Source organism: Streptococcus sp. LPB0220, assembly GCF_008727815.1.
Taxonomy (GTDB): Bacteria; Bacillota; Bacilli; order Lactobacillales; family Streptococcaceae; genus Streptococcus.
The window spans coordinates 1,542,780-1,558,465 of record NZ_CP044230.1 but is presented as its reverse complement, the minus strand read 5'-3'; the positions used below and the strand labels follow the sequence as shown (position 1 = coordinate 1,558,465).

Here is a 15,686-nt window from a genome sequence, read left to right as displayed (position 1 = left end):
CTTGATCAAATGACGAGTGACGTGGGAGATGAAAATCGATATGACCACATTACAAGGAGAAAGATAAAATGGCTAAAAAAAGCAAACAACTTCGTGCTGCTCTTGAAAAAATCGACAGCACAAAAGTCTACAGCGTAGAAGAAGCTGTAGCTCTTGCAAAAGAAACTAACTTTGCAAAATTTGACGCAACTGTAGAAGTTGCTTACAACTTGAACATCGACGTGAAAAAAGCTGACCAACAAATCCGTGGTGCAATGGTATTGCCAAACGGAACTGGTAAAACAGCTCGCGTACTTGTATTTGCACGTGGTGCAAAAGCTGAAGAAGCAAAAGCTGCTGGTGCAGACTTCGTAGGTGAAGATGACCTTGTTGCGAAAATCAACGATGGTTGGTTGGACTTCGACGTAGTTATCGCTACACCTGACATGATGGCTCTTGTTGGACGTCTTGGACGTGTCCTTGGACCTCGTAACTTGATGCCAAACCCTAAAACTGGTACAGTAACAATGGATGTTGCGAAAGCAGTTGAAGAGTCTAAAGGTGGTAAAATCACTTACCGTGCTGATAAAGCAGGTATCGTTCAAGCGATCATCGGTAAAGTTTCATTCGATGATACTAAATTGGTTGAAAACTTTAAAGCTTTCAACGACACAATCCAAAAAGCAAAACCAGCTACAGCTAAAGGTACTTACGTAACTAGCTTGACTTTGACTACAACTCAAGGTCCTGGTATCAAAGTGGATGTTAACTCACTTTAATTGAAATGAAAAGCTGCCTTCGGGTAGCTTTTTTTGTACTCAATTTTTATTTGCTACAGTTGGTAAAACTAATCGGATGGGAAAAAGAAAATTTTGATGGATATGACTATATAAAAAGCGTAATTTATGGTAAAATAATACAGATCAAAAAAGGAGAGAGAAAATGGTAGAACCTAAGTATAAACGTATCTTAATCAAGCTATCTGGTGAGGCTCTTGCCGGCGAACGTGGTGTCGGAATCGATATCAAAACTGTCCAAAATATGGCCCAAGAAATCAAGGAAGTTCATGAACTTGGAATTGAAATTGCCTTGGTGATTGGAGGGGGAAACCTTTGGCGTGGAGAACCTGCTGCTGAAGCAGGGATGGATCGTGTCCAAGCAGACTACACAGGTATGCTCGGTACTGTCATGAACGCTCTTGTGATGGCTGATTCGCTTCAACAAGTTGGCGTGGATACCCGTGTTCAAACTGCGATTGCCATGCAACAAGTCGCAGAACCATATATCCGTGGTCGTGCCCTTCGTCATCTTGAAAAAGATCGGATCGTGATCTTTGGTGCAGGGATCGGTTCTCCTTACTTCTCAACAGATACGACCGCAGCCCTTCGTGCAGCTGAGATTGAAGCAGATGCCATTCTCATGGCCAAAAATGGGGTCGATGGTGTTTACAATGCCGATCCGAAAAAAGATGCTTCAGCTGTGAAATTTGAGGAATTGACTCACCGCGATGTGATCAATAAAGGTCTTCGCATCATGGACTCAACAGCCTCTACTCTCTCCATGGACAACGACATTGACTTGGTTGTCTTTAATATGAATGAACCAGGCAATATCAAACGCGTTGTCTTTGGTGAAAATATCGGTACAACCGTATCGAATAACGTAGAAAAATAATAGAAAATAGAGGAAGATTATGGCAAACCCAATCGTAGAAAAAGCAAAAGAAAGAATGACCCAGTCTCACCAAAGTTTGGGACGTGAATTTGGTAGCATCCGTGCTGGACGTGCAAACGCAAGTCTTTTGGATCGTATTTTCGTAGAATACTACGGAGTAGAGACTCCTTTGAACCAATTGGCATCTATCACCATTCCAGAAGCGCGTGTCTTGTTGATCACACCATTTGATAAATCATCTTTGAAAGACATCGAGCACAGCATCAATGCTTCTGACCTTGGTATCACTCCAGCCAACGATGGATCTGTTATCCGCTTGGTTATCCCAGCTTTGACAGAAGAAACTCGTCGCGACTTGGCAAAAGAAGTGAAAAAAGTGGGTGAAAATGCTAAAGTAGCGATCCGTAACATCCGTCGTGATGCTATGGATGAAGCGAAGAAACAAGAAAAAGCAAAAGAAATCACAGAAGATGAATTGAAAGGTCTTGAAAAAGAGATTCAAAAAGTTACGGATGACGCTGTTAAGCATGTAGATGAAATGACAGCGCACAAAGAAAAAGAATTGATGGAAGTTTAATCCATCCCAACCATTACAGGAAAGATAGACTCAGTTGGCACTGCTGGCTGGGTTTTATTTCCATTATTCTTGTGAAGAGGCAAGAGGAAAGAAGGAAACATGAATACGAATCTAGCAAGCTACATCATGGGAATGGTCATTGATGAAAATGATCACTTCTATTTTGTTCAAAAAGATGGCCAGACATACGCACTTGATAAAGCAGAAGGCCCACACCAAGTCGGAGAAAGTGTCAAGGGCTTTGCTTATACAGATATGAAGCAAAAACTACGACTTACGACACTTGAAGTCACAGCAACTCAAGAAAGCTTTGGCTGGGGAACGGTCACGGAAGTGCGCAAGGATTTGGGAGTCTTCGTGGATACAGGGCTTCCAGATAAGCAGATTGTTGTCTCACTAGATATCCTACCGGAGATCAAAGATCTATGGCCTAAAAAGGGCGATCGTCTCTATATTCGCTTAGAAGTTGATAAGAAAGATCGGATTTGGGGGATCTTAGCCTACCAGGAAGATTTTCAGCGTTTGGCTCGTCCAGCCTATAACAATATGCAAAACCAAAACTGGCCAGCCATTGTCTACCGCTTGAAATTGTCTGGAACCTTTGTTTACCTTCCAGAGAACAATATGCTGGGCTTTATCCACCCAAGTGAGCGCTATGCAGAACCTCGTTTGGGAGAGGTCTTAAATGCTCGCGTTATTGGTTTTCGTGAGGTGGATCGGACCTTGAACCTATCTTTGAAGCCACGCTCCTTTGAGATGTTGGAAAACGATGCCCAAATGATTTTGACCTATTTGGAAGCCAATGGAGGCTTTATGACCCTGAATGATAAGTCATCTCCAGAAGAGATCAAGGCAACTTTTGGGATTTCAAAAGGTCAGTTCAAAAAGGCTTTGGGTGGTTTGATGAAGGCCAAAAAAATCAAGCAAGACCAGTTTGGAACAGAGTTGATCTAAGAGGAGGCTTATGCGAAAATCATTTTATACTTGGTTGATGACGGAGCGCAATCCTAAAAGCAATGCTCCTAAAGCCATTCTAGCAGATCTTGCATTTCACGAGTCTGCTTTTCCCAAGCATACAGATGACTTCGATGAGGTCAGTCGCTATCTAGAAGAGCATGCCAGCTTTTCCTTTAATCTTGGCGATTTTGATGCGATTTGGGAAGAATACCAAGCCCACTAGAGAAGGATAGGTCGAGGATGGTTTTTTCTCGGCCTCTTTGTTATAATAATAGAAAAATACAGGTAGAGAGGTTCTTTATTTGCAAGAACATTCAGTTGAAATTACATTAACGCATCCAGACGATCTCTTTCATTTGTTTGGATCTAACGAACGCCATCTTCGTTTGATGGAGCAAGAATTTGGGGTAACTATTCATGCCCGGACAGAAATCGTCCAAATCATTGGGGAAGAAGAAACCTGCGAGCAGGTTCGTCAAGTCATCCAGGCTCTTTTGGTCCTCGTTAACCGTGGCATGACCATTGGAACGCCGGATGTGGTGACCGCCATTACCATGGTGAGAAATGGGGAATTGGATAAGTTCATCGCTCTCTATGAAGAAGAGATTATCAAGGATAGTTACGGCAAGCCCATTCGAGTTAAAACGCTTGGTCAAAAGATCTATGTTGATAGTGTCAAGAACCATGATGTCACTTTTGGGATTGGACCAGCGGGGACTGGGAAAACCTTCCTAGCAGTGACCTTGGCCGTGACCGCCCTCAAGCGTGGTCAGGTCAAGCGGATTATTTTGACGCGTCCAGCTGTGGAAGCCGGAGAAAGCCTTGGTTTCCTTCCAGGAGATCTCAAAGAAAAAGTGGACCCTTATCTACGACCGGTCTATGATGCTCTATACCAGATTTTAGGGAAAGACCAAACCACTCGGATGATGGAGCGGGAGATTATCGAGATTGCGCCTTTGGCTTATATGCGGGGGCGGACCTTGGACGATGCCTTTGTCATCCTCGATGAAGCGCAAAACACCACCATCATGCAGATGAAGATGTTTTTGACCCGTCTTGGTTTTAACTCTAAGATGATTGTCAATGGAGATACTAGCCAGATTGACCTTCCTCGAAATGTCAAATCAGGCTTAATTGATGCTCAGGAGAAATTGAAGAACATTTCTCAAATTGACTTTGTGCATTTCTCTGCCAAGGATGTCGTTCGCCATCCAGTAGTAGCAGAAATTATCCGGGCCTACGAGCCCATTCCGAATCCAGTCCTCAAAGAAGAATCGGATGTGGAAGAAGAAAAATAAAAGAAAAGGCAAAGATCTTATGATCTTTGCCTTAAATTGACGATAAAATCATCTCCTAGCCTTTCCTTAGGTGAGAACGGAGGTTAGGTGAAATTATCCAGTGGATGATTTCAGCAATCCAAGAAGTTCCATGACTAATAATTGAGCCTAAGGTCTCAATTATTCCGAGTGCTCGAAACTAAATTGTTTCAAGCACTTTTCTCACGGCGGAAAGTCTCTAAAGATGATTTAAAAAACTCAAAATAACTTGTTTTTTCGATGGTAATTCTTTAAATATATGATAGTTTAAACCAATTCATCAATTGGTGTGAAGTCACGCTCTAAACCAGTAGCAACTGGTTGGCTTGTGATATGGCCTTGGTAAGTAGTGACCCCTTGGCGTAGGCCTTCGTCGAGGTCAATTGCCTTGTGAAAACCATTGTTAGCTAGGGATTCAACATAAGGAAGGGTCACATTGGTAAGGGCGATAGTAGAGGTACGAGCGACAGCCCCTGGGATATTGGCAACGGCATAGTGGAGCACGCCATGTTTTTCGTAAACTGGCTCCGTATGCGTTGTGACACGGTCTGCTGTTTCAATAACCCCACCTTGGTCCACAGCTACGTCCACGATGACTGAACCGGGACGCATTTGTTTAACCATATCGTCTGTCACTAATTTAGGAGCTTTAGCACCAGGAATCAAGACAGCTCCGATGACAACATCGGCATCACGGACGCTGGCTTCAATGTTAAATGGATTGGACATAAGGGTTTGGATTTGATGACCAAAGACATCTTCCAGAACAGCCAAACGTTTGGCGCTGATATCTAAGATGGTCACTTGGGCACCAAGTCCAAGAGCGATACGAGCTGCGTGGGTTCCAACGACCCCACCTCCGATGATGGTAACTTTTCCTTTGGGAACACCTGGCACCCCACCTAGGAGGACGCCTGATCCACCTTCTTGTTTGGTCAGGAAGTGAGCACCGATTTGCACGGCCATCCGTCCAGCAACCTCACTCATTGGCACCAAGAGAGGCAATTGTCCATCAAGGTCACGCACCGTTTCGTAGGCCACCCCAGTTGTTTTAGCTGCGACCATAGCATCTGCTAATTCAGGTGCGGCAGCCATATGCAAGTAGGTGAAGAGCAAGAGATCTTCGCGAAGGAAGCCATATTCTTCAGCGAGGGGTTCTTTGACTTTGACCACCATCTCAGCTGCCCAAGCTTCTGCAGCAGTTGCAACGATGGTTGCCCCTTGCTTCGTGTAATCTTCATCCGCAAAGCCAGAACCAAGTCCAGCATTTGTTTCTACCAAAACGTGATGACCTTTCTTCACCAAGCTTTGTACACCTGCAGGTGTCAAACCGACCCGATTTTCGTTGTTTTTAATTTCTTTAGGAATTCCAATGAGCATTTTTGCCTCCTTGCTCAGATTTAGGTGTAAAAAGGCCATTGGTGTGAGATGGCTCTCTTGACTCAATGACCTTTTCACTCCTTATCTGATTGTTTTGATTGATTTTATTGTATAGAAAAGTGGGTTAAAAAGCAAGAAAAATTTGAGCTTGCCTTCCTTTAGGTTATTTGCTAAACTAATCCCTAAAGAAGGAGTGTCAAATGGAAAATTTATATGTGAAGTTAGCGGCTTATCTAGAAATAGAGACTGAGCGCTTGCACTTGCGTCCGGTCACTCTTGAAGATGCACCGGCTATGTTTGAGTATGCTTCTGATGAAACAGTTACGCGCTACACTTTTCCAACCAATCAAAGTCTAGAAGAGACGCGTAATAATATTGCCCTCTTTTACCTAGCGAGCCCACTTGGAAGATGGGGGATCGAGCTCAAAGAAAATGGAAAATTTATCGGGACGATTGATTTACTGGATTTGGATCTTAGTTTGAAGAAGGGGAGTATCGGCTATGTTCTGAATAAAGACTATTGGAACCAAGGTCTTGCGACAGAGGCTACAAAGGCAGTCATTGCCTTGGCTTTTGAACAGTTAGGGATGAACAAACTCATTGCCGTTCATGATAAGGACAATCCAGCTTCTGGACGGGTGATGGCCAAATCAGGGATGAAATATTCTCACGAGGAGCCCTATGCGATGCTAGACCTGCATGAAGAAGGGCGAATGGTGACGAGAGTTCATTATGTCCTCACGAAGGAAGAATATTTGGCAGAAAAATGAGTCAGGATATTGACAAAAGACCTATCTCCATGATATAGTAGATAGGTACTGCTGGTTTAGCTCAGTCGGTAGAGCGCATCCATGGTAAGGATGAGGTCGCCGGTTCAATCCCGGCAACTAGCATAGAAGAAGAGAGAAGTTTAGAGAGGATCTAGGCTTCTTTTTTGTGATTTAATTTCTGATTGAGTGCCTATTTATGGATCTTTTTTCAACAATTTTCAAAAAGACGTTGACAAGCACAGAAATCCGTGGTAAAGTTAGAACAACAAAGAGAAAGGAGAAAACCATCATGAACAAAGTAGATGTTTTGATGACACAATTGAATACACAGCTTCTCCAATCTCAGTTGAGTTCTATGTAAAAATTGAATGAAACCCAAGATGGAGGAGTCTGTCTTGGGTTTTTTGTATGCATTTTTGCCTGCCTTAACTGAATTGGTGACAGGCATCAGAAGGCCCAAGTGTGGACTGAGTACGTACTCAGCTCCTTGCTTGGGTTTTTTCTGTGCCATTTTGAAAAGGAGAATATATGATCAGAGCTATTTGGTAGTATATCAGGGAGCGCAAATGGCGATATGTGAAGATCGCTATGGTCCTGATTCTTTATGATTACACCTTATTGATCCCGACGCAAGTCATCCAGCGCTTAGTGGATCATTTGAGTCAGCGGACGCTGACGCAATCCAACTTTGTATGGGATATGGTCCTCTTAGTAGGATCAGCTATCCTCAATTACCTAACGGCTTTTTATTGGCAGTTGCGACTCTTTCAGTCGTCAGTCCATTTCAAGGCGACCCTCCAGGAGCAAGCATTTCGTAAGCTAGTAGCCATGCGGCGCCCTTTTTTTGAGAAATTTCGCTCAGGAGATCTCTTGACGCGCTTTACGACAGATGTCGATGGCATGGCCGATATGGCTGGTTACGGGATGATGGTGCTCCTGTTTGGCGGTGGCTTGTTTGCCTTTATTATTCCGACCATGTTTTTCATTTCTTGGCAATTAACCTTGATTTCCTTTATTCCTATGATCTTCCTCGTCGTCTCTACCTATTTTTTGAGTAGAAAGCAGGAGGAGTATGTTGAGCAAAACCGGGAAGCAGTCGCTCAGTTGAATGATGAAGTCTTGGAGTCGATCGAAGGAATTCGGGTCATGCGGGCCTATAGTAGACGGGACCAGCAGGTCAAACAGTTTAAGAAAAAAACAGCCAGTCTATCCAAAACAGGGGATAAAATTGCCTCTATCCAGTATTCTTTTGGACCTTTAGCCCTGTTGTTTATTGGATTCTCGACGGTCTTGCTCTTGCTATTTGGAGGCCAGTCCCTGGCAAGCGGGCAGTTGAGTCTTGGCAAGTTATTGGCTTTACAGCTGTATTTGGTCTTTTTAATTGAGCCTATGTGGATGATGGCGGACCTGATCTTGGTCTACCAGACAGGGCAAATGTCCTATAAAAAATTAAAAGAAGTGATTGATGAGACAGATGATCTGGAGCCAGATGGTTCTCACTACCTAGAGGAAATTGATTTGGTGCAGTTTAAGGACTATTCTTTCAGCTATCCTGGTGCTGAGCGAAAGAGCCTATCAGGCATTGATTGGACCATTCAGAAAGGACAGACGGTTGGAATTGTTGGTCGTACCGGTGCAGGAAAGACTACTCTGGTTCGACAATTCTTGCGGCAGTACCCAGTTGGTGAGGGAGAATTCTTGGTCAACCAGCAACCGATCGTTGCCTACAACCGACGCTCCATTGAAGATAAAATTGGCTATGTTTCCCAAGAACATATTTTATTTTCCAAGTCTATCCGTGAGAATATAGCGCTTGGTAAAAAAGGAGCCAGCCAAGAAGATTTGGTGGAAGCAATAGCCCAAGCTGCTTTTGCGGATGATCTCGAGCGGATGTCTCATGGAATGGACACCTTGATCGGTGAGAAAGGGGTCTCTGTATCAGGAGGTCAAAAACAACGGATCTCTTTGGCGCGTGCATTCTTAAGAGATGCAGAGCTCTTGCTGTTAGATGATTCCCTTTCTGCAGTGGATGCGAAGACCGAACAGGCCATTATTGACACGATTCAAAAGGAACGAAAAGACAAGACGACCATCATTGTTTCTCATCGCTTGTCTGCTGTTCATCAGGCTGATTGGATCATCGTCTTGGATCAAGGGCAGATTGTAGAAGAAGGCAGGGCTAGTGATTTATTGGCTCAAGAAGGCTGGTATTATGAACAATACCAACGGCAACAAAAACAGGAAGGAGAATAAGATGAAAGTTTTAAAACGATTATTATCGAGGATCACGCTTTATCCAACTGTCTTTCTTGCTGGCTTTATTTGCCTCTTACTAGCCACCATTTTTTCTGAATTGTCACCCTTTCTTCTCCAAAAGATGATCGATGGGCCTTTGACTGCACTGACCCATGGTGGCGGGCAAGGGGACTTGCTTCAGATGGGAGGATTCTATCTCTTGGCCTTGAGCCTAGGACAGCTGATTAGCTACATGGGAAATCGGATCTTACTGCATGGAAGTAACCAAGTAACCGCTAGTCTGAGGGACCAAGCCTTTCAAGTCATGCAAGGGCTGCCTATTTCTTATTTTGATGATAAGCCGGCTGGGAAGATCGCGACAAGAATTGTCAATGATACGGAGACCTTGCGGACCCAGTTTTATAACTCTTGTATGATTTTAGTCATCTATTTGGTACGCTTTCTCTTTATCCTAGGGATTCTCTTTTACCTGAGTCCTATGATGGGCCTTCTCTTGTGTTTGGTCTTTCCGATTTTCTATGGGATCCAGTATCTCTACAAGGTCATGACGGACCAGCCTATGAAGGATTTCTTTGATGCGCGAAGCGAGGTCAATACCCAGGTCAATGAACTCTTGCACGGTGCCAGTATGATTCAACTCTATCATCAAGAGCCTGGTGTGGTGGATGAGTTTGAAGCCACTACCCAGAAGATGTTAGGAGCTAATGATCGAATCCTCCTGGCTGATTCTATCGCTTCTTGGACCTTGACGGAATTGCTCAAGTTTTTAGTGATTGCGGGCATTTTGACCATCGCTGGGATTTCTTTCCTGCAAGGCAATATCGGTGTGACGGCTGGTTTCTTATTTATCAATATTAACTATGTGATTAATCTATTTGATCTCATGGCCAATCTTAGTCGTCAATTCCCAAATATTCGGCGATCCTTAGAAACGGGGAGCCGCGTCCTTGCTTTCTTAGACCAACCTTTGGAGGCCGATGGTGCATCGGAACTGAAGATAGAAAAAGCTCAAGTCGTGTTTGACGACGTTCATTTTGCCTATGAAGAAGGCAAGCCGGTTCTGCGGGATATTGCCTTTCAGGCTAGTCCAGGTCAAACCATCGCTCTTGTGGGCCATACTGGATCGGGTAAGTCTTCGATTATGAACCTGCTCTATCGTTTTTATGATCCTCAAGAAGGAGCGATTTTGATCGATGGTCAAGATATTCGCCAAGTTTCTCGTGAGAGCCTGCGAAGCCACATGGGGATTGTTCTGCAGGATCCTTATCTATTTACAGGGACTATTGCTAGTAATGTGGCCATGAGTCAGGATCACATTGATCGGGAGGCGGTCCAAGATGCGCTGAAAAAAGTCGGGGCTTGGCCCTTTGTAGAGCGCCTTGAAAAGGGAATCGACCATCCAGTCGTAGAAAAAGGATCCGCCTTTTCAAGTGGTGAGCGCCAATTGATTTCCTTTGCGCGGACGCTCTATATGAATCCGCAAATTCTGATTTTGGATGAGGCAACCTCTCACATTGATACGGAAACAGAAGAAATCATCCAACAAGCTATGGCGGTCCTCCAAAAGGGCCGGACCACCTTTATCATTGCCCATCGCTTGTCCACTATTCAAGATGCGGATCAGATCTTAGTCTTATCTGAAGGACGCATTGTGGAGCGTGGTAGACACGAGGAATTAGTCGCACAAGGCGGAATCTATGCCCAGATGAATGCCATCCAGCAAACAGTGGTGTAAGATTGTCCTGCAAAGAAAAAGATTGAAAACCAGCCTGTATCTAGTATATAGGCTGGTTTTTGTGATATAATAAAGTGATAATAGTGAGGTGATCCAGATGTATATTGAAATGGTAGATGAGACTGGCCAAGTCTCTGACGAAATCTTAAAACAAACGCAAGAAATTTTAGAATTTGCTGCTCAAAAAATTGGGAAAGAAGACAAGGAAATGGCTGTGACTTTTGTAACCAATGAACGCAGTCATGAACTAAATCTTGAATACCGTGATACGGATCGTCCGACGGATGTCATCAGTTTAGAATACAAGCCAGAGATGGAGATTTCTTTTGACGAGGAAGACCTTGCAGAAAATCCAGAATTGGCAGAGATGATGGCTGAATTCGATACCTATATTGGTGAGCTCTTTATTTCAATTGACAAAGCGCGGGAGCAAGCCGAAGAATATGGCCACAGCTTTGAGCGCGAAATGGGATTTTTAGCAGTGCATGGTTTTCTTCACATCAATGGCTATGATCACTATACGCCGGAAGAAGAAAAGGAAATGTTTGGCTTACAGGAAGAGATTTTGACAGCCTATGGACTCACAAGACAATAAGCGAAAATGGAAAAATCGGGACTTCACTTCAAGCCTGGAGTTTGCGATAACAGGAATTTTCACGGCGATCAAAGAAGAACGCAATATGCGCAAGCACGCCTTATCAGCCCTTGTAGCAATTCTTGCTGGTTTGGTATTTAGGATTTCTGCGACAGAATGGCTCTTTTTATTGCTCAGCATCACCTTGGTGATTGCTTTTGAGATTATGAATTCAGCCATTGAAAATGTGGTGGATTTAGCTAGTAACTACCATTTCTCCATGTTGGCAAAGAATGCCAAAGACATGGCGGCTGGAGCAGTCCTTGTCGTATCAGGTTTTGCCCTACTAACAGGACTGGTGATTTTTGTGCCCAAATTCTGGGCCTTGGTATTTGGATAAGAGGGAGTATGCCCTCGTGAAAGGATAATATGACATTTAAATCAGGTTTTGTAGCCATTTTAGGACGTCCCAATGTTGGGAAGTCAACTTTTTTGAACCACGTCATGGGGCAAAAGATTGCCATCATGAGTGACAAGGCGCAGACAACGCGCAATAAGATTATGGGGATTTATACGACGGATAAGGAACAGATCGTCTTTATCGATACCCCAGGGATTCACAAACCCAAGACAGCGCTTGGAGACTTCATGGTGGAGTCGGCCTATAGTACCCTTCGAGAAGTGGATACCGTTCTCTTTATGGTGCCAGCAGATGAGCCACGTGGGAAGGGCGATGACATGATCATCGAGCGCCTCAAGGCTGCTAAGGTGCCGGTTATTCTGGTGGTCAACAAGATCGACAAGGTGCACCCTGACCAACTCTTGGCGCAAATCGATGACTTCCGTAGTCAGATGGATTTCAAGGAAATCGTGCCGATTTCAGCCCTTCAAGGAAACAATGTTTCGCGTTTGATTGATATTTTAAGTGAAAACTTAGAAGAAGGTTTTCAATATTTCCCTGCTGACCAAATCACTGACCACCCAGAGCGCTTCTTGGTCTCTGAAATGATCCGTGAAAAGGTCTTGCATTTGACGCGGGAAGAAATTCCCCACTCTGTGGCAGTAGTAGTGGATTCTATGAAGCGGGATGAAGAAACCGATAAGGTTCATATCCGTGCAACCATCATGGTCGAGCGCGATAGCCAAAAAGGCATTGTCATCGGAAAAGGCGGCGCCATGCTCAAGAAGATCGGTACCCTTGCGCGTAAGGATATCGAGCTCATGCTAGGGGACAAGGTCTTCCTAGAAACCTGGGTCAAGGTCAAGAAAAATTGGCGGGATAAGAAATTAGACCTAGCTGATTTCGGATACAACGAAAAAGAATATTAAGAAGAGGTGGGCAGAAGCCTGCTTCTTGTTTTTAGAGAAGGAGAAGCTATGCCTGAATTACCAGAAGTAGAGACGGTTCGACGCGGTCTTGAGAAATTAATTCTTGGAAAAACCATCCAGTCCGTGGAAGTAAAGTATCCTAAGATGATTCAGACGGATCTGGATGCTTTTCGTCAAGATCTCCCAGGTCAAGAAATTCGGGCCATGGGGCGCCGTGGGAAATACCTTTTATTTTATCTGACGGATCTGGTCCTCATCTCGCATTTGCGGATGGAAGGCAAGTATTTCTTTTATCCAGACGAGGTTCCTCTTCGCAAGCATGCCCATGTCTTCTTTCATTTTACAGATGGTAGCACTCTGGTCTATGAAGATGTCCGCAAGTTTGGGACCATGGAAGTCATCATACCTGAGCTTGTCGAGAGCTATTTTTTGGCGAAAAAGATTGGTCCAGAGCCAACGGAAGCGGATTTTAAAGAACCAGCCTTCCAAGCAGCTCTTAAACAATCAAAGAAACCCATTAAATCAGCTCTTTTAGACCAAAAATTAGTGGCTGGTCTGGGCAATATCTATGTGGATGAGGTCCTTTATCGAGCTAAGGTTCATCCAGCCCGTTTGGGTCAAAGCTTGACTGCTAGAGAAGCCAAAGCTATTCGAAAGGAAACAATCGCTGTATTAGCTCAGGCTGTCGAAAAAGGTGGCTCCACCATTCGCTCTTATAGCAATGCCTTCGGAGAGGATGGCACCATGCAGGAAGAGCACCAGGTCTATGGGAAAACAGGTCAACCTTGTTTGCGCTGCGGGACACCGATTGAGAAAATCCAGCTGGGGGGACGCGGAACCCATTTTTGCCCGCACTGTCAAAAGGAGAACTAGATGGCGAGAATCATCGGATTAACAGGAGGGATTGCTTCAGGAAAATCCACTGTCACCTCCTATTTGAAAGAAAAAGGTTATCCTGTCATTGATGCTGATCGAGTGGTTCATGACTTGCAAGTTCCAGGAGGAACTCTCTACCGTGTCTTAGTAGATCATTTTGGTAAAGAGATCCTTACCAAAGAAGGTGAGCTGGATCGCGTCGCTTTAGGTCAACGGATTTTTTCAAGTCCTAGTGAACGAGACTGGTCCAATCGCGTCCAAGGCCAGCTCATTCGTGAGGCTTTGGCAGATGCAAGAGACAGGCAAGCTGCTCAATCCGGTCTCTTTTTTATGGATATTCCCCTCTTGATCGAGCAGCACTATGAAGAGTGGTTTGAGGCTGTATGGTTGGTAGCTGTCTCAAAAGAAACCCAGTTCAAGCGCCTGATGAAACGCAACCACTTATCAGAACTGCAGGCTAAAGAACGCATCGCTGCTCAAATGCCGCTAGATGAAAAAAGAGCCCATGCAGATCTGGTCTTAGACAATAATGGCGATCTAACTGCCCTCTATGCCCAATTAGATGCAGCCCTAAAACAATTAGAAAGAAGATGATTTTATCACAAGAGAAATCAATTGGCGTAAAAATCTATATATTGCCTGGATCGGGTGCTTTTTCATCGGAGCTAGCCTTTCGTTAGTTGTGCCTTTTATGGCTCTATTTGTAGAAGAGTTGGGCGTTACGGGCAAGGCTGTTCCTTTTTATGCTGGGATTGCCGTCGCGAGTTCTTCTGTAACCTCTGCGATCATGTCTCCCATCTGGGGGAGCCTGGCCGACCGCTATGGTCGAAAACCCATGATGCTCAGGGCTTCTATTGCTATGACCCTGACCATGGGAGGGATCGCCTTTGTGCCATCCGTCTTTTGGCTCTTGGTTTTGCGCTTTCTCAACGGTGTCTTTTCAGGCTTTGTCCCTAATAGTACAGCCTTGATTGCCAGTCAAGTATCAAAGGACCAATCAGGCTATGCCCTGGGGACTTTGTCGACCGGTGTCGTAGCTGGAACCTTGATGGGGCCTTTGATTGGGGGACTCATTGCTGAAAATCTGGGAATGCGCAATGTCTTTCTTTTGGTTGGCTTTTTCTTATTTCTAGTGTCCCTTTTAACCTTTTGGGGCATCGAGGAAGACTATGAGCCCATTCCAAAAGAAGAACAAAAATCCAGTTGGCAGTTGCTCATGTCCATTCAGCAAAAGGATATTCTCTTAGGCCTCTTTTTGACCAGTATGACCATTCAAATGATCGCCCAATCTATTTCTCCAATCCTGCCTCTTTATGTGCGAGCTTTAGGGCAAAGAGATAACTTGATTTTTGTATCGGGGATGATTGTTTCGGCTATGGGAGTCTCTAGTATGCTCTTTTCAGGTTGGATGGGAAAACTCGGAGACCGAATCGGGAATCACCGGCTCTTATTAATCGCCCTTCTCTATAGTGGTTGTCTTTATATTCTCTGTGCCCAAGCGCAAACGCCTCTGCAATTAGGAATCTTACGCTTCCTTTTTGGGATTGGGACTGGTGCCCTTTTACCAGGAGTTTCTGCTTTGTTAAATCGCTTAACCCCTCCTGAAGGGATCTCTCGGATCTTTAGCTACAACCAGCTCTTTTACTACTTAGGTGGCGTGTTAGGGCCAATGATGGGATCGAGTATTTTCATGCATTTTGGCTATCATTGGGTTTTTTACGGCACAGCCCTCTTGGCCTTTACCGATTTGATTTTCCTCTTATTCTTATTTAGAAAGTATTTGAAAGTGAGAGACGTACGTGCGAATTAAAGTTCAATTGACCTGCACAAGCTGTGGGAGTCAGAATTATTTGACCAGTAAAAATACCAAAACCCATCCCGAAAAGATCGAGGTCTTGAAGTATTGTCCCAAGGAAAGAAAAGTAACCTTACATATTGAATCAAAATGATTTTCATGGTATAATAGTGAGGATTTTAAGGAGTTTTGAATATGAGCGGAGCATTAACAACTATTTTACTAGTATTATCAGTATTGATTATTATCGCAATTTTTATGCAACCAACAAAAAACCAATCGAGCAACGTCTTTGACGCAAGCTCAAATGACTTGTTTGAACGTTCAAAAGCGCGCGGGTTTGAAGCCGTGATGCAGCGTTTAACAGCTATTATGATCTTCTTTTGGTTATTGATCGCGATGATCTTAATGGTACTTTCTAGTAGATAAGATAGGCTCAGACAATGTCTTTGCCTATTTTTATTTTGC

General features: G+C 44.2%; 18 protein-coding genes and 1 tRNA gene. 18 read left to right on the top strand and 1 reads right to left on the bottom strand.

Translation table 11 applies throughout. The features are described 5' to 3' along the window. Nucleotides 1-68 precede the first annotated feature (68 nt). The 6 genes from rplA to LPB220_RS08050 all read left to right on the top strand — a co-directional run bounded on the left by rplA (nt 69) and on the right by LPB220_RS08050 (nt 4,485). A complete protein-coding gene (rplA, locus tag LPB220_RS08075; RefSeq protein WP_003005355.1) occupies nt 69-758 on the top strand; it encodes a 50S ribosomal protein L1 in 690 nt (229 codons plus the stop codon). Between the two features lie 163 nt (nt 759-921). Further along, nucleotides 922-1,653 (top strand): UMP kinase, encoded by a 732-nt coding sequence (gene pyrH / locus LPB220_RS08070; protein ID WP_003005706.1) that lies wholly within the window; start codon nt 922-924, stop codon nt 1,651-1,653. A gap of 19 nt (nt 1,654-1,672) precedes the next feature. Next, a complete protein-coding gene (gene frr / locus LPB220_RS08065; RefSeq protein ID WP_003005165.1) occupies nt 1,673-2,230 on the top strand; it encodes a ribosome recycling factor in 558 nt (185 codons plus the stop codon). Between the two features lie 99 nt (nt 2,231-2,329). Continuing rightward, nucleotides 2,330-3,184, top strand: coding sequence for an RNA-binding virulence regulatory protein CvfB (cvfB, locus tag LPB220_RS08060; protein ID WP_003005366.1), 855 nt, complete (start codon nt 2,330-2,332; stop codon nt 3,182-3,184). 10 nt (nt 3,185-3,194) lie between these two features. Next, nucleotides 3,195-3,410: a YozE family protein gene (locus LPB220_RS08055; protein WP_003005127.1), complete on the top strand. Its 216-nt coding sequence runs from the start codon at nt 3,195-3,197 to the stop codon at nt 3,408-3,410. A gap of 79 nt (nt 3,411-3,489) precedes the next feature. Further along, a complete protein-coding gene (locus LPB220_RS08050; RefSeq protein ID WP_150906404.1) occupies nt 3,490-4,485 on the top strand; it encodes a PhoH family protein in 996 nt (331 codons plus the stop codon). Between the two features lie 285 nt (nt 4,486-4,770). On the opposite strand, the gene ald is transcribed toward LPB220_RS08050, so the two are convergent. Further along, nucleotides 4,771-5,883, bottom strand: coding sequence for an alanine dehydrogenase (gene ald / locus LPB220_RS08045; protein ID WP_045759723.1), 1,113 nt, complete (start codon nt 5,881-5,883; stop codon nt 4,771-4,773). A gap of 200 nt (nt 5,884-6,083) precedes the next feature. Here ald and LPB220_RS08040 point away from each other — a divergent pair, with 200 nt between their 5' ends. The 12 genes from LPB220_RS08040 (at nt 6,084) to secG (ending at nt 15,647) form a co-directional block, all read left to right on the top strand. Then, nucleotides 6,084-6,653 (top strand): GNAT family N-acetyltransferase, encoded by a 570-nt coding sequence (locus tag LPB220_RS08040; RefSeq protein ID WP_150906403.1) that lies wholly within the window; start codon nt 6,084-6,086, stop codon nt 6,651-6,653. Nucleotides 6,654-6,703: 50 nt separating this feature from the next. Next, nucleotides 6,704-6,776, top strand: a tRNA-Thr gene (locus LPB220_RS08035). Between the two features lie 465 nt (nt 6,777-7,241). Beyond that, on the top strand, nt 7,242-8,906 hold the full coding sequence (gene tetA(46), locus LPB220_RS08030; RefSeq protein WP_263640942.1) for a tetracycline efflux ABC transporter Tet(46) subunit A: 1,665 nt from the start codon (nt 7,242-7,244) through the stop codon (nt 8,904-8,906). Nucleotide 8,907: 1 nt separating this feature from the next. Then, nucleotides 8,908-10,644 (top strand): tetracycline efflux ABC transporter Tet(46) subunit B, encoded by a 1,737-nt coding sequence (gene tetB(46) / locus LPB220_RS08025; protein WP_150906402.1) that lies wholly within the window; start codon nt 8,908-8,910, stop codon nt 10,642-10,644. Nucleotides 10,645-10,741: 97 nt separating this feature from the next. Further along, the gene (gene ybeY, locus LPB220_RS08020) at nt 10,742-11,239 is read left to right on the top strand and encodes an rRNA maturation RNase YbeY (protein ID WP_003005431.1); all 498 of its coding nucleotides are present in this window, start codon (nt 10,742-10,744) and stop codon (nt 11,237-11,239) included. Then, complete coding sequence (locus LPB220_RS08015; RefSeq protein WP_003008202.1) at nt 11,220-11,618, top strand: diacylglycerol kinase family protein; 399 nt, start codon at nt 11,220-11,222, stop codon at nt 11,616-11,618. Before ybeY ends, LPB220_RS08015 begins: the two co-directional genes overlap by 20 nt. Before the next feature lie 29 nt (nt 11,619-11,647). Continuing rightward, the gene (gene era / locus LPB220_RS08010) at nt 11,648-12,547 is read left to right on the top strand and encodes a GTPase Era (RefSeq protein WP_003004993.1); all 900 of its coding nucleotides are present in this window, start codon (nt 11,648-11,650) and stop codon (nt 12,545-12,547) included. Between the two features lie 48 nt (nt 12,548-12,595). Continuing rightward, the gene (gene mutM / locus LPB220_RS08005) at nt 12,596-13,420 is read left to right on the top strand and encodes a DNA-formamidopyrimidine glycosylase (protein ID WP_150906401.1); all 825 of its coding nucleotides are present in this window, start codon (nt 12,596-12,598) and stop codon (nt 13,418-13,420) included. Further along, nucleotides 13,421-14,017 (top strand): dephospho-CoA kinase, encoded by a 597-nt coding sequence (coaE, locus tag LPB220_RS08000; protein ID WP_024055274.1) that lies wholly within the window; start codon nt 13,421-13,423, stop codon nt 14,015-14,017. A gap of 16 nt (nt 14,018-14,033) precedes the next feature. Further along, the gene (locus tag LPB220_RS07995; protein ID WP_223345280.1) at nt 14,034-15,233 is read left to right on the top strand and encodes a multidrug efflux MFS transporter; all 1,200 of its coding nucleotides are present in this window, start codon (nt 14,034-14,036) and stop codon (nt 15,231-15,233) included. Further along, nucleotides 15,223-15,372 carry a 50S ribosomal protein L33 gene (gene rpmG, locus LPB220_RS07990; protein WP_003005699.1) on the top strand — a complete coding sequence of 50 codons (150 nt, stop codon included), beginning with the start codon at nt 15,223-15,225 and terminating at the stop codon, nt 15,370-15,372. The genes LPB220_RS07995 and rpmG overlap by 11 nt, the downstream gene beginning before the upstream one ends. A gap of 41 nt (nt 15,373-15,413) precedes the next feature. Further along, a complete protein-coding gene (secG, locus tag LPB220_RS07985) occupies nt 15,414-15,647 on the top strand; it encodes a preprotein translocase subunit SecG (RefSeq protein WP_003008189.1) in 234 nt (77 codons plus the stop codon). The last annotated feature ends 39 nt before the right edge of the window (nt 15,648-15,686 follow it).

Excerpts from the sequence above, each read along its gene's own strand:
- rplA (WP_003005355.1), top strand. The coding sequence starts at position 69 with ATGGCTAAAAAAAGCAAACAACTTCGTGCTGCTCTTGAAAAAATCGAC.
- pyrH (WP_003005706.1), top strand. The coding sequence starts at position 922 with ATGGTAGAACCTAAGTATAAACGTATCTTAATCAAGCTATCTGGTGAG.
- frr (WP_003005165.1), top strand. The coding sequence starts at position 1,673 with ATGGCAAACCCAATCGTAGAAAAAGCAAAAGAAAGAATGACCCAGTCT.
- cvfB (WP_003005366.1), top strand. The coding sequence starts at position 2,330 with ATGAATACGAATCTAGCAAGCTACATCATGGGAATGGTCATTGATGAA.
- LPB220_RS08055 (WP_003005127.1), top strand. The coding sequence starts at position 3,195 with ATGCGAAAATCATTTTATACTTGGTTGATGACGGAGCGCAATCCTAAA.
- ald (WP_045759723.1), bottom strand. The coding sequence starts at position 5,883 with ATGCTCATTGGAATTCCTAAAGAAATTAAAAACAACGAAAATCGGGTC.
- LPB220_RS08040 (WP_150906403.1), top strand. The coding sequence starts at position 6,084 with ATGGAAAATTTATATGTGAAGTTAGCGGCTTATCTAGAAATAGAGACT.
- ybeY (WP_003005431.1), top strand. The coding sequence starts at position 10,742 with ATGTATATTGAAATGGTAGATGAGACTGGCCAAGTCTCTGACGAAATC.
- LPB220_RS08015 (WP_003008202.1), top strand. The coding sequence starts at position 11,220 with ATGGACTCACAAGACAATAAGCGAAAATGGAAAAATCGGGACTTCACT.
- era (WP_003004993.1), top strand. The coding sequence starts at position 11,648 with ATGACATTTAAATCAGGTTTTGTAGCCATTTTAGGACGTCCCAATGTT.
- mutM (WP_150906401.1), top strand. The coding sequence starts at position 12,596 with ATGCCTGAATTACCAGAAGTAGAGACGGTTCGACGCGGTCTTGAGAAA.
- coaE (WP_024055274.1), top strand. The coding sequence starts at position 13,421 with ATGGCGAGAATCATCGGATTAACAGGAGGGATTGCTTCAGGAAAATCC.
- secG (WP_003008189.1), top strand. The coding sequence starts at position 15,414 with ATGAGCGGAGCATTAACAACTATTTTACTAGTATTATCAGTATTGATT.